At 37.7% G+C, this 22,893-nt stretch carries 16 protein-coding genes; 9 read left to right on the forward strand and 7 right to left on the reverse strand.

Features of this window, described 5'->3' with window-relative positions:
* Positions 1–13: 13 nt before the first annotated feature.
* From gldF to WA338_RS11550, 5 genes are all read left to right on the forward strand, one after another.
* Entirely contained in the window at positions 14–739 is a 726-nt protein-coding gene (gene gldF / locus WA338_RS11530; RefSeq protein ID WP_009780400.1) for a gliding motility-associated ABC transporter permease subunit GldF, read from the forward strand.
* The gene (gldG, locus tag WA338_RS11535; RefSeq protein ID WP_009780401.1) at positions 736–2,415 is read left to right on the forward strand and encodes a gliding motility-associated ABC transporter substrate-binding protein GldG; all 1,680 of its coding nucleotides are present in this window, start codon (positions 736–738) and stop codon (positions 2,413–2,415) included. The genes gldF and gldG overlap by 4 nt, the downstream gene beginning before the upstream one ends.
* A gap of 139 nt (positions 2,416–2,554) precedes the next feature.
* On the forward strand, positions 2,555–3,673 hold the full coding sequence (gene dnaN, locus WA338_RS11540) for a DNA polymerase III subunit beta (RefSeq protein ID WP_009780402.1): 1,119 nt from the start codon (positions 2,555–2,557) through the stop codon (positions 3,671–3,673).
* Positions 3,674–3,855: 182 nt separating this feature from the next.
* Positions 3,856–4,455: a hypothetical protein gene (locus WA338_RS11545; RefSeq protein WP_009780403.1), complete on the forward strand. Its 600-nt coding sequence runs from the start codon at positions 3,856–3,858 to the stop codon at positions 4,453–4,455.
* Positions 4,446–5,795 (forward strand): S1 family peptidase, encoded by a 1,350-nt coding sequence (locus tag WA338_RS11550; protein ID WP_009780404.1) that lies wholly within the window; start codon positions 4,446–4,448, stop codon positions 5,793–5,795. The genes WA338_RS11545 and WA338_RS11550 overlap by 10 nt, the downstream gene beginning before the upstream one ends.
* A 50-nt stretch (positions 5,796–5,845) precedes the next feature.
* On the opposite strand, the gene WA338_RS11555 is transcribed toward WA338_RS11550, so the two are convergent.
* From WA338_RS11555 to gltB, 3 genes are all read right to left on the reverse strand, one after another.
* Positions 5,846–6,283: a hypothetical protein gene (locus tag WA338_RS11555; RefSeq protein WP_009780405.1), complete on the reverse strand. Its 438-nt coding sequence runs from the start codon at positions 6,281–6,283 to the stop codon at positions 5,846–5,848.
* A gap of 110 nt (positions 6,284–6,393) precedes the next feature.
* Entirely contained in the window at positions 6,394–7,860 is a 1,467-nt protein-coding gene (locus WA338_RS11560; RefSeq protein WP_336093435.1) for a glutamate synthase subunit beta, read from the reverse strand.
* 7 nt (positions 7,861–7,867) lie between these two features.
* Positions 7,868–12,379 carry a glutamate synthase large subunit gene (gene gltB / locus WA338_RS11565; protein WP_336093437.1) on the reverse strand — a complete coding sequence of 1,504 codons (4,512 nt, stop codon included), beginning with the start codon at positions 12,377–12,379 and terminating at the stop codon, positions 7,868–7,870.
* 473 nt (positions 12,380–12,852) lie between these two features.
* Here gltB and WA338_RS11570 point away from each other — a divergent pair, with 473 nt between their 5' ends.
* Genes WA338_RS11570 through WA338_RS11580 form a run of 3 tightly spaced genes read left to right on the forward strand, consistent with a single transcriptional unit; the run spans position 12,853 to position 15,640 of the window.
* Positions 12,853–13,965, forward strand: a complete 1,113-nt coding sequence (locus WA338_RS11570; protein ID WP_040532733.1) for a porin — start codon at positions 12,853–12,855, stop codon at positions 13,963–13,965.
* Between the two features lie 18 nt (positions 13,966–13,983).
* A complete protein-coding gene (locus tag WA338_RS11575; RefSeq protein ID WP_009780409.1) occupies positions 13,984–14,322 on the forward strand; it encodes a P-II family nitrogen regulator in 339 nt (112 codons plus the stop codon).
* Between the two features lie 34 nt (positions 14,323–14,356).
* On the forward strand, positions 14,357–15,640 hold the full coding sequence (locus WA338_RS11580) for an ammonium transporter (RefSeq protein ID WP_394330428.1): 1,284 nt from the start codon (positions 14,357–14,359) through the stop codon (positions 15,638–15,640).
* A gap of 164 nt (positions 15,641–15,804) precedes the next feature.
* Here the strand turns inward: WA338_RS11580 and WA338_RS11585 are convergent, their stop codons facing one another.
* Positions 15,805–16,191, reverse strand: a complete 387-nt coding sequence (locus WA338_RS11585; protein ID WP_009780411.1) for a DUF4870 domain-containing protein — start codon at positions 16,189–16,191, stop codon at positions 15,805–15,807.
* Between the two features lie 95 nt (positions 16,192–16,286).
* Between WA338_RS11585 and WA338_RS11590 the strand changes: the two genes are divergently transcribed.
* Positions 16,287–17,600, forward strand: coding sequence for a hypothetical protein (locus WA338_RS11590; protein WP_050759324.1), 1,314 nt, complete (start codon positions 16,287–16,289; stop codon positions 17,598–17,600).
* Between the two features lie 44 nt (positions 17,601–17,644).
* Here the strand turns inward: WA338_RS11590 and WA338_RS11595 are convergent, their stop codons facing one another.
* Genes WA338_RS11595 through WA338_RS11605 form a run of 3 tightly spaced genes read right to left on the reverse strand, consistent with a single transcriptional unit; the run spans position 17,645 to position 22,882 of the window.
* Positions 17,645–19,114, reverse strand: coding sequence for a lipopolysaccharide biosynthesis protein (locus WA338_RS11595; protein ID WP_009780413.1), 1,470 nt, complete (start codon positions 19,112–19,114; stop codon positions 17,645–17,647).
* A gap of 1 nt (position 19,115) precedes the next feature.
* Positions 19,116–20,399 carry a glycosyl transferase family 1 gene (locus WA338_RS11600; protein WP_336093439.1) on the reverse strand — a complete coding sequence of 428 codons (1,284 nt, stop codon included), beginning with the start codon at positions 20,397–20,399 and terminating at the stop codon, positions 19,116–19,118.
* Positions 20,400–20,440: 41 nt separating this feature from the next.
* Positions 20,441–22,882 (reverse strand): YfhO family protein, encoded by a 2,442-nt coding sequence (locus WA338_RS11605; protein WP_336093440.1) that lies wholly within the window; start codon positions 22,880–22,882, stop codon positions 20,441–20,443.
* Between the last annotated feature and the right edge of the window lie 11 nt (positions 22,883–22,893).

Here is a 22,893-nt window from a genome sequence, read left to right on the forward strand (position 1 = left end):
ACTGCTTTTGCCTATGTTCGCAATTCTGAAAAAAGAATTTCATTCATTTTTCGCTTCTCCTGTTGGCTACTTGGTAATAGGATTATTTCTTGTTTTAAACGCTTTATTTCTATGGGTTTTTGACAACGATTTTAATCTGTTTGATTATGGCTTTGCCGATTTAACTCCGTTTTTCCAACTCGTCCCCTGGATTTTCATCTTCCTGATTCCTGCGGTAACGATGCGCAGTTTTAGTGACGAGTTGCGACTAGGCACGCTCGAACTGTTGCTTACGAGACCTATCACCACCTTAGAATTGGTTTTAGGAAAGTTTCTTGGAGCTTTAGTTTTACTGCTTTTGGCGCTTTTGCCCACACTGGTATATGTTTACGCCATTGATCAATTAGGTAATCCTCAGGGTAATTATGATCTAGGCATCTTGGCAGGTTCTTATTTAGGTCTTCTATTTCTGGCTACGGCATACTGTGCCATCGGTGTTTTTGCTTCAACACTTTCAGAAAATCAAATCGTGGCGTTCTTGATCGCTGTATTCATCAGTTTTTTATTCTACTACGGTTTTAATGGTATCGCCGAAACCTTGAATATTGATTTTCTTAGAAGTTTGAGTCTTCAGCGCCATTTTGAAAGTATCGGTCGCGGTGTATTAGACAGTCGGGACCTTATCTATTTTTTAAGTGTGACTTCAGTATTTATTGCGTTGACTGTTTTTAAACTAGAATCAAAATCAGTAAAAGGATGAGTAAACAAAAATTACGATATATAGTCTTTTTTGCTGGTGTAATTGCGGTTCTTGCTGTATCTAACTGGTTTAATTTTAGAGTTGATTTAACCGCAGACGGAAGGTATACACTTTCTGACACGTCAAAAAATATTATCCTTAAAGCACAAGATCAAGTCGTGGTTGATGTATTTCTCTCAGGAGAACTACCTGATGCTTTTAATAAATTACAAATTGAAACGCGTCAATTACTAGAAGAGTACGCTGCAGAAAATCCCAATATCAAATTTGCTTTTGTAAATCCGGTTCCAGAAGGTGCAAATCCTGATCAAATTGCTCAAGATTTTAACAACCGCGGGATGCGGCCTGAGCAAGTTCAATTGCGAGATAATGGTAAGGTGAGTCAAGAATTTATTTTCCCTTGGGCACTGGTTTCTTATCGCGGAAAAACCGTTCCTGTTTCGCTTTTAAAAAAGACGCTGGGAGCTTCTCCTGATGAACTCGTAAGCAGATCTGTACAAAATTTGGAATATGCATTCTCTAGCGGTTTTTACAAAGTACTAAACCCGAAAAATAAGCGTATTGCAGTGCTTAAGGGGAACGGCGAACTACAAGACAAATACATCGCAGATTTCTTTAAAACACTTAGAGAACGTTACTTTATTGCTCCTTTTCCTTTAGACTCTTTGAGTGCTAGTCCCGATACGGTGATGACAGCCTTAAATAAGTTTGATCTGGTTGTCGCTGCAAAACCCACCATCGCCTTTAGTGATGCTCAAAAGTATGCGTTAGATCAATTCACCATGCAGGGCGGAAAATCGCTCTTTCTAATCGATCAGGTGGCGATGGAAACCGATAGCCTTTATCAACGGGATGGGATGGCCTTAGCAACTGGTAGAAGACTTAATCTTGACGATTTATTTTTTAAATATGGGATACGTATAAATCCTGTTTTGGTTGAAGATTTATATGCAGCTCCTTTAGTCTTAGCTAGTGGTAAAGCATCAAATTCTCAATATACACAGTTGCCTTGGTTTTATTATCCGCTAGTTACTTCTAAGGAAAATCATCCTATAAATACCAATATTGACAATCCTGTGGCTTTTGAATATACCAATCAAATTGATTTGCTTGACACCGAAATACAAAAGACGGTTTTGCTACAAAGTTCGGTACTTTCAAAAATAGATGGTGTTCCTGCTCCGGTAAGTTTAGAAACGATCACCACAGAACCACGTCCTGAAAATTATGCTGCAGGACCTCAGAATCTAGCGGTTTTACTAGAAGGAGCGTTTACTTCAGCATTTAAAAACAGAATTCTTCCTATAGAAAAAAGTGTGATTCCCTTTCGCGAAAGCGCAAAACAAAAAACAGCAATGATTGTTATTGCTGATGGGGATTTGATCAAAAATGATCTGGATCAAAACGGAAGACCGCTTGAACTTGGTTTTGATAAATTCACATTTAAAGAGTACGGAAATAAAGAATTTTTACTCAATGCGGTCAATTATCTCCTAGACGATAATGGTCTTATTAACATTAGAAGTAAAAGTATTGTACTTCCAGCACTCGATATTCAAAAAACCACAAATGACCGCGCCACTTGGCAGGCCTTGACAATAGGGCTTCCGCTAGCGATTCTTTTACTTTTCGCACTTATTTACACCTATCTCAGACGGCGTAAATACAGCCGCTAAGTGTTGATAAGTTTGTTTCGGCAAAAAATGCTATTACGATATCTTTGTGAAGCTGTGTGACAGCTTAAATTAAAAAATTCACAACCAATTTGAATTCTAGTTTTGACCTCGTGTCAAATAGCATAAATAGCTACTTCTTATGAAATTTATTGTATCAAGTTCATACCTTTTAAAACAATTACAGGTTTTAGGTGGTGTAATTAGCAATAGCAACACGCTTCCAATTTTAGATAATTTTTTATTTGAATTAGAAGAAAATGTACTCAAAGTCTCTGCTTCAGATTTAGAGACAACCATGATTGCTACTCTTGAAGTAGAATCTGAAGACAGTGGAAATATCGCCGTTCCTGCGCGTCTCCTGTTAGACACTTTGAAAACCTTTCCTGAGCAACCTTTAACATTTGTTGCGGGAGATAACAATACTATAGAGATTAGCTCTAATCATGGTAAATATGCATTGGCATACGCTTCTGGTGAAGAATTCCCGAACGCTGTAGAACTTGATGACCCAAGTAAAGTAACTATTCCTGCAGGTGTTTTGGCAACAGCGGTAAGCAATACCATTTTTGCTACAGGAAATGACGACCTAAGACCGGTGATGAGCGGAGTTTTCTTTCAGTTTGATACTGAAGGTTTAACTTTTGTTGCTACTGATGCACACAAGTTGGTTAAATACGGGCGTACTGATGTACAAGCCAATCAAACGGCTGAATTTATTATGCCTAAAAAACCATTGAACTTATTAAAAGGAATTTTGGCATCAAGTGACGACGACATCAATGTAGAGTATAACGACTCAAATGCTAAATTTAGCTTTGATAATGTGCAGTTATTATGTCGTTTAATCGATGGGAAATACCCTAACTATGAAGCGGTAATCCCTAAAGAGAATCCAAATAAATTGATCATCGATCGTAACCAGTTTTTAAATTCTGTACGTCGTGTATCTATTTTCTCAAATAAGACTACGCACCAAATAAGACTTAAAATCGCCGGTGCCGAATTGAATATTTCTGCAGAAGATGTTGACTATAGCAATAAAGCAGAAGAACGTCTAACCTGTGATTATCAAGGAGATGATATGCAAATAGGTTTCAACAGTAGATTTCTCGTTGAGATGTTGAATAATTTAAATGCTAATGATGTTTCTTTAGAAATGTCACTTCCTAACCGTGCCGGTATTTTAACTCCGGTAGACGGTCTTGATGAAGGTGAAAAAGTAACCATGCTGGTGATGCCGGTAATGCTTAATAACTAAGAGTAAGAAGGATAAGTAAGTACCTTTTATTTAAAAGCGTTCTTGTGAGTAATTGCAAGAGCGCTTTGTTATTTTACAAGAACTTGTTTTACAGCGATTTATTGCAAGTTTGCTATTTTCACACTACATTTAAAATCCCATTAGATCATTTTATAATTCCCCTGTAATCAAAGTTTCTTTTTATGAAAAGAGATCTCATTTCAGGATTTGCACTAGGCTTGCTGGTTGGCTTGCTTATCGGGTTATCGATCGCCCAAGTTACCGGAATCATTTTAGGAGCACTCACTTCACTTCTTGCTGCATTCTTTGGCCTTCGACCAGATAAAGAAGGTGAAACAGGAAATAAAGTGGTCATTGGTGCATTTAGTTTCAGTTGTTTTTGCGCGTTGTTTCTAGGGATTTATATGCGCACACATGACGTTCTTGCCCCATCCTTAGAAAAAGAGATTGCAACCTATAAAGCAGCCAACTTTTCTGAAGATGAAATAAAAGAATTGATCTATTTTAAAAAATTTGGTCTTGTAGCGAACCAAAAATATAGTTTTAGCAAAGAAGCAGCCTCTGCAAACGCTGTAAAAAGTACATTGCTTATGGCTGAAGATGTCGATCTACCTATCTGTGATGTAGCTTTAAACGAACTTTCTATTCAGGAAATTGAAGAAGCATTTACTTCATCGGGAGGAGCCTATCAAAGGTTGTTTCAATCACTCTCTAAAAACAGCATAGACGATGCGCAGTTAAGAGTAACATTAATGCAAATACAAAAGCTGTTATGCGAATAATTCTGTTTGTATTAATAACGCTTTTATCGTTATCAAATGTTCACTCCGGTATTAAAGAGGAAGTGAGTAAAACCATCGTTCGCGTTAAATCGGGCAACAAATTCTCAACAGGGTTTTTCTTTGAAAGCGGAAAACAAATTATTGCTACGCTTCATTCCATTGGCAATCCCAACCAAATCGAAGTCTATCTTCCCAGCCAAAAATCGTGGTGTAATGTTCAGTTGTCAAGAATTTCAAAAAAATCTGATCTCGTTTTGCTTTCGCTCAAAAATTGTGAATCCGACCACTATTTAAAGACTGAAAATATTGCTAAAACCACAATAGATTCTAAAGTCTTTACAGTAGGTTATTATGGAAGTAATGATAAGTATCAGGATCGGGATTTTACGGTAGGACTCATCGAAGGCAAACGTCTTAAAGACCTTTTAGAAGCTTCGGCTGAGCAAGAAATACGCTCGTTGGGATTTCCATCTCTTGATACTGAAATTGTGTATCTAAAAGGGCAATTACTTCATGGATTTTCAGGATCTCCTATTGTAGATCTAAACGGAAAAATCATCGGTGTTGCAGACGGGGGATTAGAAAATGGAGCCGCCGGAATAAGCTGGTGCATTACTTCTTCCGCCTTAAAAGAACTTATATATGCAACCGATACATTTCCTGTAAACAGTCTACAAAAAGTAAACACGCTTTTTGCTGAAGAAATCGCAGCATCTGATGCAAAGTCAATAAGCAATGAGCAATTTACGTTTCAGTTGATAAAATCAAGAACATTTGATGAACTCAATGCTACCGGAAACTATACTGAATATCCTGAAATGGGTATGTATCAAGTCTTACAAGCCCTGGATCAAGAAGGTATTGTTTATAACAATTTTAGCTTCGATATATACCTTGAAGCTACAACTGGAGCAACAATCGCACTGCCCAAAGGAATGGAATTAAAGCAAGAGGACGGACTTTTCTATGCAACTACTTATGATAATCAAATAGTAATCTTAATTGCGTTATATGAGACTTACGACGTACAACAAATGTCACTAGAGTTTGAGAATATGCTACAGGCGGCCACGGGAGTTTACAGCTGGCAACTAGACTCAAGAATGTCGTTTTTGATTCCGTATTATAGACCAGACAATGTGGTCATCAACAGGAAAGCTTTTTTTAATTATCAACCCAACAGATATCTTCTAGAAGCTCTTGCCGCAAAAGACTATACTTTTTTTGGAGTAGCTATGGTTTTTAAAGAAGCTTTTGATTTTAATTCGTATGAGTTTATTGACGATAATCTCGCGGCTAAATATATCCTGGCTCAGCAATTAACTACGTTTACCAACTAAAAAAGGTTCAACATATATGTTGAACCTTTTTTACCATTTATAACTGTGTTTTATTCAAACGTATAGAATAAGCCAGGGCCATCACAACTTTGCCAAGTACTTTTAACGCTATCTGAGCTCGTATACATAAGCAATTCTACAGCATCTCCTGTACAATTACCCACCAATTCATTATTTGAATTATGCGTGAACTGAAGGTATTTGTCACTATTGATCATCACAATATCAAAGGTACCTTTAGATTCTAAAGTCTCGCCATCGCGTTCTCGCACCTTTGTAAAGCTCATTCCCGGTCCTAGGATATAATATTCTTGCCATTCCATCTCAGCTCCTGTTTGTTCAGAATTTTGAATAGAACCCGTCATTTTAACGAGAGAAAGCTTTACTTGTGAAGTTTCCTGAACCAAATCGGCAGTTGTATTGTTATCATCACTGCAAGAAACAATACTTCCAAAAATTAAACTGAAAACTAAAAGTCGTAAGATCATTTTTAAACGTTTACCAATAGATGCTAGAAACTCAAAAAGGTTGCGTTTATTACATAAAAAAACCGAAGATTTATAATCTTCGGTTTTTTAGATACTTAAAATCTCATATTTTATACTCTTGGTAAATCTCCATCACCTTTGAGCGGTAAATCTGAACTTCCCATCAAGTAAGTATCAATGTGATGTGCGGCTTGTCTACCTTCAGAAATTGCCCAAACAATTAATGATTGACCGCGACGAGAATCTCCAGCTGCAAAAACACCCGGCACATTAGTCGAGTAATCTTCAATTGACGCCTCGATATTAGTACGTGCATCCATTTTGATTCCCAGTTGCTCTGCAATTGTAGGTTCGCTTCCTGTAAAACCAAGTGCTAAAAGTACCATATCGGTCTTCCATTCCTTTTCGGTTCCCGGAACTTCAGAGAGATTAGGTCGCTCTCCTGGTTTGTGGGTCCACTCCACTTCAACAGTAACCAAACCGGTTAAGTTTCCATCGTCATCTCCTACAAACTTTTTTGTAGAGATTGAGAAAAAACGCTCAGCACCTTCTTTGTGTGAGGTACTTGTGCGAAGGCGCATTGGCCAATATGGCCACGGCTGATTTTCAGGACGCTCAGGCGTTCCCTTACTCATAATCTCAAAATTCTTAACGCTGTTTGCTCCGTGACGAATTGAAGTTCCTATACAGTCACTTCCAGTATCTCCACCACCAATTACAATTACATCCTTTCCAGTCGCTTTGATCTCTTCACCTTTCCATTCTAAACCATCTACACGACGATTGTTTTGCGGTAAGAAATCCATAGCCTGATAAACCCCTTTAAGATCTGCGCCCGGAATTGGTAAGTTGCGACGTACAGTAGCTCCTGTAGAAAGTACAACTGCATCAAAGTCATTTTTTAAATCATCTGCTTTTACATCCTTACCAACGTGAACACCACATTTAAAGATTATTCCTTCTTCCTCTAAAACTGCTAGTCTGCGGTCTATGATATGTTTTTCCATTTTAAAATCAGGAATACCATAACGCAGCAAACCTCCCGGTTTTTCATCACGTTCAAATACAGTTACAGTATGCCCAGCACGGTTAAGCTGCTGCGCAGTAGCAAGACCAGCTGGTCCTGAACCTATAACGGCAACTGTTTTACCCGTACGCTTTTCAGGTGGATTTGCTTTTACCCAACCATTTTTAAAGGCTTCTTCTGCAATATTTTTTTCAATATTCTCAATGGTCACAGGGTCTTCATTGATCCCAAGTACACAAGCTTCTTCACAAGGAGCCGGACATAATCTTCCCGTAAATTCAGGGAAATTATTGGTTCCATGTAAAATTGAAGCTGCTTCCTCCCATCGCTCACGATAAACCGCATCGTTAAAGTCTGGAATTAAATTACCCAGTGGACAACCACTGTGGCAAAATGGAATTCCGCAATCCATACAGCGGGCACCTTGCTTTTTTAATTCAGGTTTTTCTAGCGGAATGGTAAACTCCTCATATTTCTGAATCCGTTCCTCAACAGGTCTGTACGGTTCATTTTTTCTATCGTATTCTAAAAATCCGGTTACTTTTCCCATGATTCTATTATTCCGTTAAATCTGTTAATTTTTCTTCTTCTTCCAATCTTATCAAAGCTTGACGGTATTCTTCCGGCAATACTTTAACAAACTTGGTGATGTAAGAATCCCAATTCTCAAGAATACGCTGCGCCAATGCACTTTGCGTATAGTTGTAATGATTGGTTATTAATTCTTTCAGTTGTTGTACATCATCTTCTTCGGTTACCGGATCAAGATTTAGATCTTCAGCATTACATTTTGACTTGAATTTTTCTTCCTCATCTAAAACATAAGCAATACCACCACTCATACCAGCACCAAAGTTTCTACCCGTGGTACCTAGAATGACAGCTACACCACCGGTCATATACTCACAACCGTGATCACCGATTCCTTCAACAACAGCAGTAGCACCACTATTACGTACACAAAAACGCTCACCGGCAACACCATTAAAGTATGCTTCTCCACTTGTTGCGCCATAAAGTGCTACGTTACCAATGATGATGTTCTCGTTGGCTTCAAAGGAGGCCTCTTCTGGAACTTTGATAATTAAGCGAGCTCCTGAAAGTCCTTTACCTACATAATCATTAGCGTTTCCATCTATCTTAAGCGTAAGACCTTTAGTGGCAAATGCACCAAAACTCTGTCCGGCAGATCCTTTAAAATTCACCTTTAGAGTATTGTCAGGAAGACCTTGCTCGCCATAAATCTTAGATATTTCATTACTTAAGATCGCACCAACTGCACGATCCAAGTTGGTAATACGCATATCTAAAGTTGTCTTCTCTTTTCTGAAAAGCGCCGTGTGCGCCAACTCTATGATTTCAAAATCGATAGACTTTTCTAAATGGTGATTTTGAGTTTCTGTATTATAGATTTTTACACCTTCTGGAACCTGAATATTATGCAAGATTGGTGAGAGATCAATTCCTGCAGCTTTGTAATGCTCAATCGCCTTGTTTCGGTCTAACTTATGCGCTTGTCCAACCATCTCATCAACAGTTCGGAATCCTAACTGAGCCATAATCTCTCTTAATTCTTCTGCAATGAAGTACATAAAGTTCACAACGTGCTCGGGTTGACCTTTGAATTTCTTACGTAATTCTGGGTTTTGTGTTGCGATACCTACAGGACACGTATTTAAATGACACACGCGCATCATAATACACCCTGAAGCAACCAATGGCGCCGTTGCAAAACCGAATTCTTCTGCACCTAGTAAACAGGCTACGGCAACATCACGGCCGGTTTTTAATTGCCCGTCACATTCTAAACGAATACGGCTACGTAAATCATTAAGAACTAAGGTTTGTTGTGCTTCGGCAATACCTAATTCCCAAGGTAAACCTGCGTGACGCAGTGAGGTTAATGGTGATGCACCGGTTCCTCCGTCATAACCTGAAACCAGAATTACATCTGCCATCGCTTTTGCAACACCGGCAGCTACCGTACCAACACCAACTTCAGAAACAAGTTTAACATTTATACGCGCTTCACGGTTAGCAGATTTTAAATCATAAATCAATTGTGCTAAATCTTCAATCGAATAGATATCGTGATGTGGTGGTGGTGAAATCAAACCAACGTATGGCGTACTCTTACGCGTTTTGGCAATAAATTTATTTACTTTTTCACCAGGAAGTTGCCCACCTTCTCCGGGTTTTGCACCCTGAGCCATTTTAATCTGTATTTCTTTGGCACTACTCAAGTAATTACTCGTCACACCAAAACGACCAGAAGCTACCTGCTTGATCGCTGAGTTTCTCCAATCGCCATTAGGACTCTTATAGAAACGTTCTGCATCTTCTCCTCCTTCTCCACTGTTACTTTTACCACCTATACGGTTCATCGCAACAGCAAGATTCTCGTGTGCTTCTTTACTGATAGACCCATAAGACATTGCTCCGGTTTTGAAACGCTTTACAATTTCAGTCCACGGTTCTACTTCTTCAATTGGAATTGGATCGTAATTTGAAAATTCAAAAAGACCACGTATCGTCATTAATTGTTTAGACTGCTCGTTGATCAGTTTTGAGTATTCTTTATACGTCGTTGGATTATTACGTCTAACAGCCTCTTGAAGTTTAGCAATTGATAACGGATTGAACATATGTCGTTCTCCATTACGTCTCCATCGGTATTCTCCACCTGCATCCAGACTAAGATTTCCAGAAATATTTTTGCTGTCAAATGTACGGCTGTGACGCTTGGCAATCTCTTGCTCTACTTCATATAATCCAATTCCTTCAATTCTACTTGGAGTATTTGGGAAATATTTTGAAATGAGTTTAGAGTTGAGCCCTAAAGCTTCAAATAATCGAGAACCACGGTATGAATTCAAGGTAGAAATACCAATCTTATTCATAACCTTTACAACTCCTTTACCAATGGCTTTGTTATAATTCTCAACTGCAGTTGTAAAATCAATTCCGTCTAGGTTACCAGCTTCGATTTCCTTTTGAATGATCTCATTTACCATGTATGGGTTAATCGCACTCGCACCATAACCAAACAATAATGCAAAGTGATGCACTTCTCGAGGTTCTGCAGATTCGACGATTATACTCATTTTAGAACGCTGTCCACTTCTGAACAAACCACTGTTTAGGTAGGAACAAGCCAGCAAAGCAGGAATTGGCGCCATTTCGGCATTTACTCCTCTATCTGATAAAATTAAAATGGTATGGCCATCATCAATACTTTTTGAGGCCATCGCTACCATTTTATCTAAGGCATCTTCAAGACCATTCAAACCGCGTTTTGCTTCGTAAAGCATCGGTATTGAAGTGTTCTTAAAATCAGGATTGTCAAAATTCTTTATTTTATCAAGATCCTCTTTAGATATAACCGGGTTTTGGATTCTGATTTTTTTACAATAATCAGGCGTGATCTCCATTAAATTGGTATCAGGACCTAAAGTAAGGCTCAAATCAGTGATAAGTTCTTCTCGAATTCCATCGAGAGGCGGGTTAGTTACTTGAGCAAATAATTGCTTAAAATAGTTATATATAAGTTGAGGACGATCTGAAAGAACTGCAAGAGGCGTATCAGATCCCATAGATCCAATAGGCTCTTTACCTTTTGTAGCCATCGGAAGAATGATGGTGTTTACATCTTCTTTTGTATAGCCAAAAGCATTTTTGCGCAGATCATAAACGGTATCTTCCAGTTTAAAATCTACGTCACGATATGGAATATCCTTTAAATGAACTCGATTTTGATCAAGCCATTCCTGATATGGTTTTTGAGTAACAATACTTTCTTTAACCTCTTCATCGTTTACGATGCGACCGGCTTTCATATCAACCAAGAACATTTTTCCCGGCTCAAGACGACCGTGGAATGCCACATTTTTTGGATCAATCTCTAAAACTCCAGTTTCAGAAGACATGATTACATCTCCAGATTTGGTTACCGTATAACGAGAAGGTCTTAAACCATTACGGTCAAGCACCGCTCCAATATAGTCTCCATCTGTAAATGGAATAGACGCAGGACCATCCCAAGGCTCCATAATACAACTATTGAACTCATAGAATGCCTTTTTCTCATCGGTCATATCTTTATGCTTCTCCCAAGCTTCAGGAACAAGCATCATCATAATTTCGGGTAACGATCTACCAGACATAAGAAGTAATTCAACCACCATATCCATCGAAGCTGAGTCTGATTTTCCCGGTAAAATAATTGGGAATAGCTCTTTAAGCTCATCGCCAAACCAATCACTTTTTAAGAGTTCTTCTCTACTGCGCATACGAGAGACGTTTCCGCGAAGCGTATTGATCTCCCCATTATGACACATGTATCTAAAGGGTTGCGCTAAATCCCAAGTTGGGAATGTATTGGTAGAGAAACGTTGGTGTACAAGCGCTAAACGTGTAGTAAGCTTTGGGTCTAAAAGATCTACATAGTAGTACTTAATATCTTCAGGCATCAGAAGTCCTTTAAATATAAGTGTCTTGTTAGAAAGACTTGGTAGATAAAAGAAGCTTCGCTCAGACAACTTACTATTTAATATAGTATGCTCTGTTATTTTTCTAGCAGTGTAAAGTTTAATCATAAACTCACGCTCCTCCATTTCAACATCGTCTGGCTTACCAACAAATATTTGCTCTATATGTGGCTCTACACTAGCAGCAATAGCACCAAGATAACCAGTATCTACCGGCACGCGTCTCCAGCCTAATAATTTTAGACCTTTACTTTTAATTTGCTCTTCAAATATCTTCTTACAATATGCACGTTGATTTTCTTTTTGAGGTAAGAATACATTACCCATTGCATACTCCCGTGCTGCTGGAAGATCAAAATCGCAATTCTCTTTAAAGAAATCGTACGGTATATCTATAAGTATACCCGCACCATCTCCTGTTTTTCCATCACTACTTACCGCACCTCTGTGTTCTAGTTTTTCAAGAATTTCAAGAGCCTTATGAATTATTCCATTAGACTGCTTTCCTTCAAGACTACAAATAAACCCAGCACCGCAATTTTCGTGCTCCCATTCTGGTGAATATAAACCTTGTTTTTCCATAAAATTTTTGCTCAATATTAAAGACAGAAGGATAAAGCTATTCAATAAACTGAAATGCCAATAATTTTCAAGAATAAGATTTTTATTATTTCGATTTTATCAAAAAAATCTCTTAAAAATAAGAAGTAAAGAAAAAAAATGCACTCTTATTAATGAAAATGAAATGCATTTTCGGCAAAAATGAGTCAAATCTACATTTAGTGATTACATTAAAAATCTTAAGCGAATGTTAACAATTGACGTTTTTGGTAGTTTTTCACCCCTTTATTTACCAAAAATTAACAAAAAAGCCATATTCACTACAATAAAATTCACAATTTAAAACTTCCGAAATCGGTTTCGAGTGCTATACCCTAAAATTTTAGGGGGTATAATTACAGAAATAACAAAAATTTGTAGTTACCCCCTATTTTTTTGGGGGTGATTTTAAATAATACCTAGTTTAGCACCTCACCAATTAATCAATTTAAAAAATGAAAAAATTAATTTTACCTGTAATGTTGTGCTTAGGACTTGCAACCTTTGCTCAAGAAGAAGAAACCTCTTGGACTGATGGATTTTCACTTTCTGGATCTATCGACGCGTATTTTAGACAGAATATTACGACGCTCAACAAGATGACTGACGAAGGCTATCCTGCACCGGGATCTTCTTTTGCTAATCAGCCAGGTTTCGCTTTAGGTATGGCCAATGCAGTTTTAAGTTATGAAAAAGGTAGCGTAGGAGCTGTAGCAGACCTTGTGTATGGTCCTCGTGGTACAGATGCTGTTTTTGCATCTACAACTGCAAGTTCAAGTATTGTTAACCAATTATATGTGTATTGGAATGTAAGCGAAAGTGTTACTTTAACTTTTGGTAACTGGAACACGTATTTAGGGTATGAAGTTATTTCACCAGCAGCAAACTTCAACTACTCTACCTCTTACATGTTCTCTTATGGACCATTCTCACATTCTGGTCTTAAAGCAGATTTTGCTTTAGATGATAACTGGAGTGCAATGCTTGCTGTAATGAACGCAACAGACTTTACAGACTTTAACCCTTCAGGAAGTTATACGTTTGGAGGTCAGTTAGGATACTCTACAGACAGTGGTAGCACTTTCTTAAACTTTTTGTACGGAGATCAAGACGGAGACTACACAGACCAAGGTATGGGAGAAGGCGTAGGATCTACTTTTCAAGTTGACTTGACTACAGGTTATGATTTAAGCGACTCTTTTTATTTAGGATTGAATACTACTTATAACTCTACGGCTGTAGACGGAGCAGATAGCTTTGGATTCTATGGTGTGGCTCTATATGCGCAAGCAGCATTAAGCGATTCATTCTCATTAGGACTTCGTCCAGAATATTTTAGCGAGTTTGAAGGCGGTGCAGGTGCAATTGGCGGATATGATGCTGAAGGGGATGCTAATGTATTTGCAGTTACTTTATCTGGTAATGCAAAAGTTGGTCCTTTGACAATTATTCCCGAATTTAGATTAGATTCTGCAAGTGAAGATGTATTTCTTGACTCGTATGACGGAACTCCTACTTTCACTGGTAGCTTAGGTTCTTTCTTACTTGCAGCCGTATATTCATTTTAACCTAAACTAAATTTTACAATGAAAAAAATTGAAGCGATTATTAGAAAATCAAAATTCACAGCTGTTAAAAAGGCTTTACATGACAAAGGAGTGAACTTTTTCTCCTATTGGGATGTAACAGGTCTTGGTAACGAAAAAGAAGGTCATGTTTATCGCGGAGTATCTTACAGTACAAGTGATATTCAGCGTAGATACCTTTCTATAGTTGTAAATGATGATTTTGAGCAGGCTGCTGTTGCTGCAATTCTTGATGCTGCTGCTACCGGAGAGGTGGGAGATGGTAAAATCTTCGTATCTGATGTGCAAGATGCTTACCGCATAAGAACAGGCAAAAAAGGGCCAGACACGCTAAACTAAAACTAATCAAACTAAAATAAATCAAATGAATTTTATGGCTAATATGTTATTACAAGAACCGGCTGATGCAGTACAAGCTGCTGTAGATGCCGTTAATGCAGATCTTGGTATTCTTTGGATCATAATTGCCGCCATCTTGGTGTTTTTTATGCAAGCAGGATTTACCTTGGTAGAAACTGGTTTTACAAGCGCAAAGAATGCCGGTAATATAATCATGAAAAACTTTATGGACCTCGCAGTAGGATCTGTAATGTTTTGGGTTGTTGGTTACTCTATTATGTATGGAGGCGAGACTATTCTAGGTGGTTTTATGAGAGATCCATCTGATCTTGCTTTCTTTAGTGAAGATGACTGGCACAACCTGTTTTTCCAGACGGTGTTCTGTGCGACTGCAGCAACAATCGTTTCTGGTGCTGTTGCAGGACGTTTTAAGTTCTCATCTTACTTAATCATCTCTGCAATTCTTACTACGTTTATCTACCCTGTTTCTGGTAGCTGGTTATGGCCTTTTGATGATCAAGCTTGGTTAAATAACCTAGGTTTTATTGACTTTGCTGGTTCTACAATTGTTCACGCTGTAGGTGGTTTTGCCGCTTTAGTTGCTGCAAAACTTGTAGGTCCTAGAATTGGAAAATACGGTCCTGACGGACAAGTAAACGTAATTAGAGGTCACAACTTACTATTAGGAGCTCTTGGTGTATTTATCCTTTGGTTAGGATGGTTTGGCTTTAACGGTGGTTCTCAACTTGCCTTTGGTGGGGATGATTCTATCGCAGTAGGTAGTGTGATCATAAATACAAACCTAGCAGCTGCTTTAGGTGCGATCACAGCATTATTCTTTACTTGGGGTAAATATGGTAAGCCAGATATCTCAATGACTCTTAATGGTGCACTAGCCGGACTTGTAGGTATTACTGCTGGTTGTGGTAACGTTGATGCTTTTGGAGCTGCGGCTATTGGTTTAATCAGTGGTTTTGTAGTTGTGCTTTCAATTGAATTCATTGACAAGAAGCTTAAAATTGACGATCCTGTAGGTGCAATTTCAGTACACGGAGTATGTGGATTCTTAGGAACCGTACTTGTTGGTGTATTTGCGACTGAAGGCGGAGTGCTTTACGGCGGTGGTTTTGGTCAATTAGGTGTTCAAGTATTAGGTTCTCTATCTATGATCGCTTGGGCGCTAGTTGCAACCTTTATCGTATTGTTTATCGTTAAGAAAACAATTGGTTTACGAGTAAGCGAGAAAGAAGAGCTTGAAGGACTAGATGTTCACGAGCACGGTACTGCTGCTTACTACAATGGCGAAGACGAAGAATAAACTTCCTATTTGATATAACTAAAAACCCGCGGCTAAAACCGCGGGTTTTTTATTGACTCCTGCAAAGGATTTAACACTTCAAAGATTGCTTCGAAAGTGAAAATTCGTTTCCAATCAATGCCTCATTGCCCTCAGGTAGTTTACTCTTAATAATTTCCGTTCTACTATTTTAAAAATTGAATAGATAACGGGTAATACGTAGGTTCACCATTAGAAGCTTTAATCGCATTAATTATGGGAAAAATTAATACTAGAAGCCCAAGTGCTATCAAAGCTAAAATACCTAATCCAAACAAAAAGATTAGCGGAATACATATAATTGAATAGATAAATGCACTTATCTGAAAATTCAATATCTGTTTTCCATGCTCATCCATATTTAAGACCTTATCGCGCTGGGTCAACCATAAAATAAGCGGGACAATAAAACCTCCTATTCCCGTAACTAAGTCTAGCAATTGACTTAAATGGGCAACAACTAATAAATTTCTATCTTCTCTAAGCATCATAATTTGTTTGATTTTTTGATTGTTCACTCTATTGGTATTCATTTATTAAAAAACGTTACAGTCTCTGGCCTTAAAGCTATTTTCTGATTCTGGCACGCTCCTTGTATTCAATTAAGCGTACCATCCAAAATAGTTAAATGAGTACAAACAATCTAAAACAAGAAATTATGAGAAACTTAATTTACCTTTTCGTTGGCTTGCTTGCAGGACTCAGTTCTGCGACAGCAAAAAATTTGGATGATACCTCAATTAATAGATACTATGACGGTAGTCGATACATATTTGTAGAAGGTGGTGTAGAATTTTCAGTTTATCCTGATGGTGAATTTGACTTTGTATTAACTCAAATCGCACAAGGCGTTAACGTTAATGTAAACGCTGGTCCCGTAAACATCAGTTATAATTCTGGATTTAATTATGATCCTTATGTTCAATATGATGATTATGGTGCTGTAATTCAAATTGAAAACGTACCTGTTTACTATGATAATTGGGGAAGAATCATTCAAGCAGGTAACGTATATATCAATTATCAAAATAACAGAATCGTTAATGTTGGCGGTTTACACGTTTATTATAATGCAGGTCGTTTTTCACACGTAAGAGGTTATATAAACATCTATAATAGAAGATATGTATATCACCCTTATCATAACTTTTTCTATAGACCATTTTTTGATAGATGTTTAGTTTATACAACCCCGTACAGACGATACTACAGACCGGTACGTTACGATTATGCATATCATAGAAGTCATTATTTACAAGGATACCGTAACGGGTACAGAAATGCATATCATGATTTTAAAAGACCTAGAGGTCGTGTAGCACACAATAATGCACGTAGAGGAAGTTATTCTAAAGCAAGGGCTCGAGTAAATAATAACAGGTCAAATACTGTACGCTCCCGCTCAAGTCGAAGTGTTGCAAATAATAGAACTACACGTAGCGCTAATACCAATAGACAAGTAAGACGTGTTAACGATTCTAGAGCTGTAATAAATAATAGATCTAATAGTGTTTATACTAATTCGCGTGGTAATACTACAGCAAGAAGTGCAAATCGAAATGCAAATAGTGCAACCCGAAGCAGCAATTCTGGCCGAAATGTAGTTAAAACTCAAAGAACAAGTAATTCTAGTCGGAATAATGCGATAAAAAGGTCAAATCAACAGCGTTCTATAGCGCAAAGAAGTTCAAATAATCGTAATATTGCAAAGTCTAGAACTGCAAGAACGCAAAGAGCAACAAATACGCGTTCTTCAAACCCTAGAAATGTTTCTAAAAGTGTAAATACACAGCGCTCAGTAGTTAAAAGAGCTACTCAACCGCAAAGAAACGTTCAGCGGTCACAAAGCTCTCGCAGCAGTAATGCAGCTCGAGCTTCAAATACAAGAAAAACTAGTTCCGCAAGAACTTCAAGAGGAAATTCTAGAGGTCGTGGAAACTAAATAAAGATTTTTTGGTTGGTTAGTTGGAAGGTCCCGTATCTGATTTATTCAGATCGGGATTTTCTCGTTAATAGATTGTTGTTAATCCAATTATTGATCTCTGAAGAAATATTCAGTTTATAAATAATCAGCAAATACGCACAACTCAAAATTGCTGCTTTCAAACCAATGGCAAGAATAGGATTCCATTGAAAATCCCAGAAGAAAAAACTCAAACTGAATAACAACAATATAATAGTAAGGTATCCGGTTTCTCGAGAGAAAGGATGCATTTGAAATTTTTTATAGACAACAAGTATTTTTGAGGAACTATACACCACCGAAGCTAAAAAAGTTGCAATCGCCGCACCGTTAATTCCTAACGTAGGAATAAAGATCAGGTTTAATACGACTGCTACGATCACCAACAAAACCCCCAAAATCAGAACCAAACGGTAATAATCACTATTGAATAAAATAGCATTATTATTCCCCATAAGATTGTCGACCAGTTTGGCTAAAGAAATTAAAAGCACCACATACAAGCCCTTGCTGTACGCAGGATCTAAAAGGAAATAGAGACTTTTTATGTTACAAATGATCATCAAAAAAATAAGTCCGGAAACAGCATACAATGTAATAGAGCTCTTTTTGTAAAGATCTTTAAGCTCTATAAATCGTCTCGTGTTTAGGTAAGTTGCCGTAAGCGGATACAATATTTGATGCATTGCTCGCGCAGGCACAGCAATAACTGCGGCCACATAGATTCCTACGGAATAATAAGCTACATTTTCTATGGCAACCAATTTCCCCAACATAAACATATCGATCTCCAAAATCATCACAGAAATAGAACCTGCTATTATAATTAAAAGGCTATACTTAAAAATCGATTGCCATTCTTGAGGTATCGCAATTCTAAATTTCGGCCTTTTCAAATGAAAAGCATACCCCATCATCACAAGCATACGCAACACATAAACAGCAGCCACTCCATATAAAAACAGGTTAACTGAAAGTAGATCAAACGCAAAAGCGATAAGCAAAAGCATAATTCCGAAGCGATGAAAAACCTCATTCATCAGGTTACCAAATACACTTTGTAATTGTGTTTTTGCCCAGGCGTAACTTATTTCAAAGTAAGCCATTGCTACAGCTATAATCGCAACTAAATAGGCATAGGGTTCAACGATTTCGTTTTTTGAAGCTAAAAATCCGGTGAATTGATCGTAATAAAAGTATATAAATACTACAGCAGGAATAATTACAAAAAGCGGCATGATTAGCATGAAACTCATAAAATTACGCTGCTTTACTCCCGTATACGTTGAATAAAATTTGATCAATGTATTCTGAACTCCAAAAGCCACAAAAGGCATAGCTAAAGTCGCGGCACTGAGTAAAAAACCAACAAGACCGTAATACTCATCCTCGAAAAACTGCACATAAAGGACCAAGGTGTTTAAAGCTCCTATCCCAAAACCTAAATAAGTCGTAATTAAATTCTTAAAAGATTGTGACGCAACAATTCCCATATTACATAGCGTGAATTACTTGAGCCAACTGCTCGGTTAAATATCTGCGTGTAAATTGCTTAAGATCACCGGTTGTGTTTGCAATTCCGCTCGTTGAATACGCCTCATATTTTTTACGTAATTCCTCTTTTAAGACTTGTTTATCTGCATAGGTATAATAATGTCCACCTTTTGCTCTAGCTATAATATCGGTTACATCTGAGTCTTTTGGACCAAGTGCAATAATTGGTCTTTGCGCTGCTAAATATTCAAATAATTTCCCCGGAATAATCACTTGTGTTTCTTCTGAATCAATCTCTAAAAGCAGTAGTAATTGCGCGCTGCGTTGCTTTATAAGCGTCTCTTGATGCGAAAGATAACCGGGAATTTCTAAGTTTTTCTTCAATCCAAACTTTTCAATCGTCTCAATTACCGAATCTCCTACTCTTCCTATAAGCTCAATTTTGAGATTGTGTTCAAAATCTGGTAATTCTTGTTTTAATTCAGCTAACACTTCCCATAAAATCATCGGGTTGCGATCTTCTAGTAAAGAGCCTATATGGGCTAGACTAAATTTTTTATCTAATGGAGATTGCTCAACACGTTCTTCATCAAAACCATTGGTAATACTTGTGATTGGTGCTTGAGTGAGTTTACTAAAATCAGTCTTAGTCTTAGGACTGGTAACTAAAATATGAGTTGCTTCATTAAGAACTTCAGACTCTAATTTCTCGTGCTTTTGTTGCGCCTTAGTAGTAAGCTTCAATTTTTTATGATAGCCAATACTCGTCCACGGATCTCTAAAATCTGCTATCCAAGGTAATTTAAATTTCTTCTTTAATTCTAGACCTATTAAATGTAAACTGTGTGGAGGTCCGGTAGTAATAAGGCAGTCCACTGTGTTATCTGAAAGATAATCTGACAAATAACTGACCGAAGGTTTTATCCAAAATTTTCGAGCATCAGGAATAAAAAGATTACCTCTTACAAAAAGCATAAGCTTTTGCAACCAATTTTGCTTTTCTTCAGCTTTTATGATGCCTGAGCTTATTTTTTTTGTCTCTTTTTTTGAAAACAATCCGGCAAGCGCATAAGGCTCCCAAATTCGTTTTTCAAGAATTGTTATCCCTTTTGGAATCTCGGCGAGTAAACTTTCATCGCGAATAGGATAATTTGCATTCTCAGGAATATAAACCACAGGTTCAACACCGTAATCCCTCAAATATTTGACAAACTTTAACCAACGCTGAACACCGGGCCCACCTGCGGGAGGCCAATAATAGCATATGATCAACGCTTTTTTCACGAAATAGTGATTAAGATTAAAATGAAAATTCGATCAACAAGTTAAGCTTCAGCGGTAGAAGTCTTCTTACGATAGCCATAAAACAAACCTCCGAGCACGATCAATATCAAAACGATATTACTAGCTAAACTTATCTTGCTTCCGGTTTTTACCACTTCAGGTTCAAACTTGAATTCGATTACGTGCTTTCCTTTAGGAACCATCATTGCGCGCAAAATATAATCTGCTTTAAAGTAATTTGCTTCATTACCATCTACATAAACATTCCAACCTTCAGGATAATAGACCTCACTAAAAACCGCCAGCTTTTCTGTGGCACTGTTTGATTTATATTTTAGATAATTAGGCTGATGCGCAACGAGTTCGATAGAATCAGTTGAATCTACCGGAAAGATTTTAGAAGTAATCTCATTTGCAAACTTCTTTTGAACGATAGCAGTTTGACGCGTATTCAAACTATCTAAAGCTAAGATCTCGGTATCTGCATCAGGCACAATTTTTACATTTTGTACAAACCAAACATTTCCATTTGCCTGTGGATTGATCTGTACCTGCTCCGCTCCTTCTTCATTTTGAGTAATGATGTATTTTACATTAAGCAAATTGAGCGGTTGAATGTTTCCTTGATATAAATAAAATTCTGCCAAATCCTGTAATCGAGCCGGTTTTGCCCCGTGATATCCTCCTATTGAATTATGAAAATAACTCGTGCGCGCTCCATTTAAACCTATGCTTTGCTCAAAAACCCGATAGCGTGTAGTGTCTTGTAGAATTTGTTTATCGGTTTGAGTAGCCTGAAAAGGTTGTTCTACCAAACGTGCTGCCATAAAATTTTCGGTATTCACATAACGACGGTCTACTTGTACCAAATCAAAAACTATAAGAATAGCCATCACAATAATGACTTGGGTTTCTGACAATTTCTTTTTGATATAGAACCAAATCAGTCCGGCTGCAATTAAAACTAAAATAAGTGTCTTAAGCGTATCCTTTATGAGAAGTGCTTTTCGGTCATCTTTGACCGCACTTATAAACTCCATTCCAAAATTCTGAATGTAGTAAGCATCGTTCCCACCTGCAAAAGAAAAAAGCGTCCCGTTGAAGAGCAATATAATAAGTGAGAGTCCCCCTGTAATTCCGGTGGTCCACTTCAAAGCTTTTAATTTATCCTCTTTTGCTTCGGTTTTCTGTAAAATTTTATAAAGACCGAAAACAGCCAATACCGGCACACAAACTTCTGCAATAACCTGTATAGAAGTTACCGCTCTAAATTTATCATATAGTGGGAAATAGTCGATCCATAAATCGGTGAACCAAGAGAGGTTGCCCCCGTAGCTTAAAAGAAGTGATAGAATAGTTCCTCCAAGCAACCACCATTTTAAGCGGCCTTTTACCATAAAAATCCCCAGAACAAAAAGAAAAACCACAACGGCTCCAAGATATGCAGGACCAGAAACTCCAGGCTGACTTCCCCAATAATACAAACCAAACTGACCAAAAATAGACTCAACCTGTGCTGGCGGCACTCCTTGTTTTAAGAGAAATTCGGTAAACGCGCTGTCTTTGTTATACGGTTCAGAATTTGATCCTCCGTAGAGACCGGCAATGAAGAGGTCTAAGGTCTCAGAAATACCGTAACTGTATTGGTTGATATATGCTTTATCAAGTCCGCTAGCATCTTGCTTTGCAGTCCCGTCAGGATTAATTGAAAGCTCACTTTTTCCGCGAGTACTAAAGGCACTATACTCTGAAGTAGCCATTAAACTCGCAGCATTGGTCCCTACTGCCAGAACTACTGCCAGAACCAAAATCCCTACGCTTTTAAAAAAATGAGGTAATTCTTTTTTACGAATTGCATCTATTAAATAAGCGATACCAAGCACAAGAACAAGCAGCATTAAGTAATAGGTCATTTGCACGTGATTGGCAACAATCTCCAATGCCATTGCCACTGCGGTGAGAATAAATCCCCAAATGTATTTTTTCCTGAATGTTAATATAATTCCACTTAAAACCAGCGGCATATAAGCAATTGCATGGGCTTTTGCATTGTGACCTACACCTAAGATGATGATGAGATAACTTGAAAAACCAAAAGCTAGAGCTCCTAAACCGGCATATTTCCAGTCTAATCTTAGGACTAAAAGTAATATGTAAAATCCTATAAAATAAAGAAATAAATAATCAGCCGGTCTAGGCAAGAATCGAATACTGAGATCTAAACTCTTGATCCAATTATAGGGATATTTTGCTCCCAATTGATAGGTAGGCATTCCGCCGAAAGCTGCATCGGTCCAATAGGGCTCTTCACCCGTTTGGGCTCTAAAGTCCATCTGTTCCTTAGCCATCCCACGATATTGTTGAATATCGCTTTGAAACATCTTTTTACCAGATAAAACCGGACTAAAATAAAGTAATGCAGTAACTATAAATACTAAAACCACAGCGAGGTGTGGCACTATTTTTTTGATTGAGAAGGTCATAAATGTAAGCT

Origin of the sequence: Leeuwenhoekiella sp. CH_XMU1409-2, from assembly GCF_037029365.1 — a bacterium.
Lineage (GTDB): Bacteria > Bacteroidota > Bacteroidia > Flavobacteriales > Flavobacteriaceae > Leeuwenhoekiella > Leeuwenhoekiella blandensis.

Coding starts and splice junctions, on each gene's coding strand:
- gldF (WP_009780400.1), top strand. CDS start 14: ATGTTCGCAATTCTGAAAAAAGAATTTCATTCATTTTTCGCTTCTCCT.
- gldG (WP_009780401.1), top strand. CDS start 736: ATGAGTAAACAAAAATTACGATATATAGTCTTTTTTGCTGGTGTAATT.
- dnaN (WP_009780402.1), top strand. CDS start 2,555: ATGAAATTTATTGTATCAAGTTCATACCTTTTAAAACAATTACAGGTT.
- WA338_RS11545 (WP_009780403.1), top strand. CDS start 3,856: ATGAAAAGAGATCTCATTTCAGGATTTGCACTAGGCTTGCTGGTTGGC.
- WA338_RS11550 (WP_009780404.1), top strand. CDS start 4,446: ATGCGAATAATTCTGTTTGTATTAATAACGCTTTTATCGTTATCAAAT.
- WA338_RS11555 (WP_009780405.1), bottom strand. CDS start 6,283: ATGATCTTACGACTTTTAGTTTTCAGTTTAATTTTTGGAAGTATTGTT.
- WA338_RS11560 (WP_336093435.1), bottom strand. CDS start 7,860: ATGGGAAAAGTAACCGGATTTTTAGAATACGATAGAAAAAATGAACCG.
- gltB (WP_336093437.1), bottom strand. CDS start 12,379: ATGGAAAAACAAGGTTTATATTCACCAGAATGGGAGCACGAAAATTGC.
- WA338_RS11570 (WP_040532733.1), top strand. CDS start 12,853: ATGAAAAAATTAATTTTACCTGTAATGTTGTGCTTAGGACTTGCAACC.
- WA338_RS11575 (WP_009780409.1), top strand. CDS start 13,984: ATGAAAAAAATTGAAGCGATTATTAGAAAATCAAAATTCACAGCTGTT.
- WA338_RS11580 (WP_394330428.1), top strand. CDS start 14,357: ATGGCTAATATGTTATTACAAGAACCGGCTGATGCAGTACAAGCTGCT.
- WA338_RS11585 (WP_009780411.1), bottom strand. CDS start 16,191: ATGAATACCAATAGAGTGAACAATCAAAAAATCAAACAAATTATGATG.
- WA338_RS11590 (WP_050759324.1), top strand. CDS start 16,287: ATGAGTACAAACAATCTAAAACAAGAAATTATGAGAAACTTAATTTAC.
- WA338_RS11595 (WP_009780413.1), bottom strand. CDS start 19,114: ATGGGAATTGTTGCGTCACAATCTTTTAAGAATTTAATTACGACTTAT.
- WA338_RS11605 (WP_336093440.1), bottom strand. CDS start 22,882: ATGACCTTCTCAATCAAAAAAATAGTGCCACACCTCGCTGTGGTTTTA.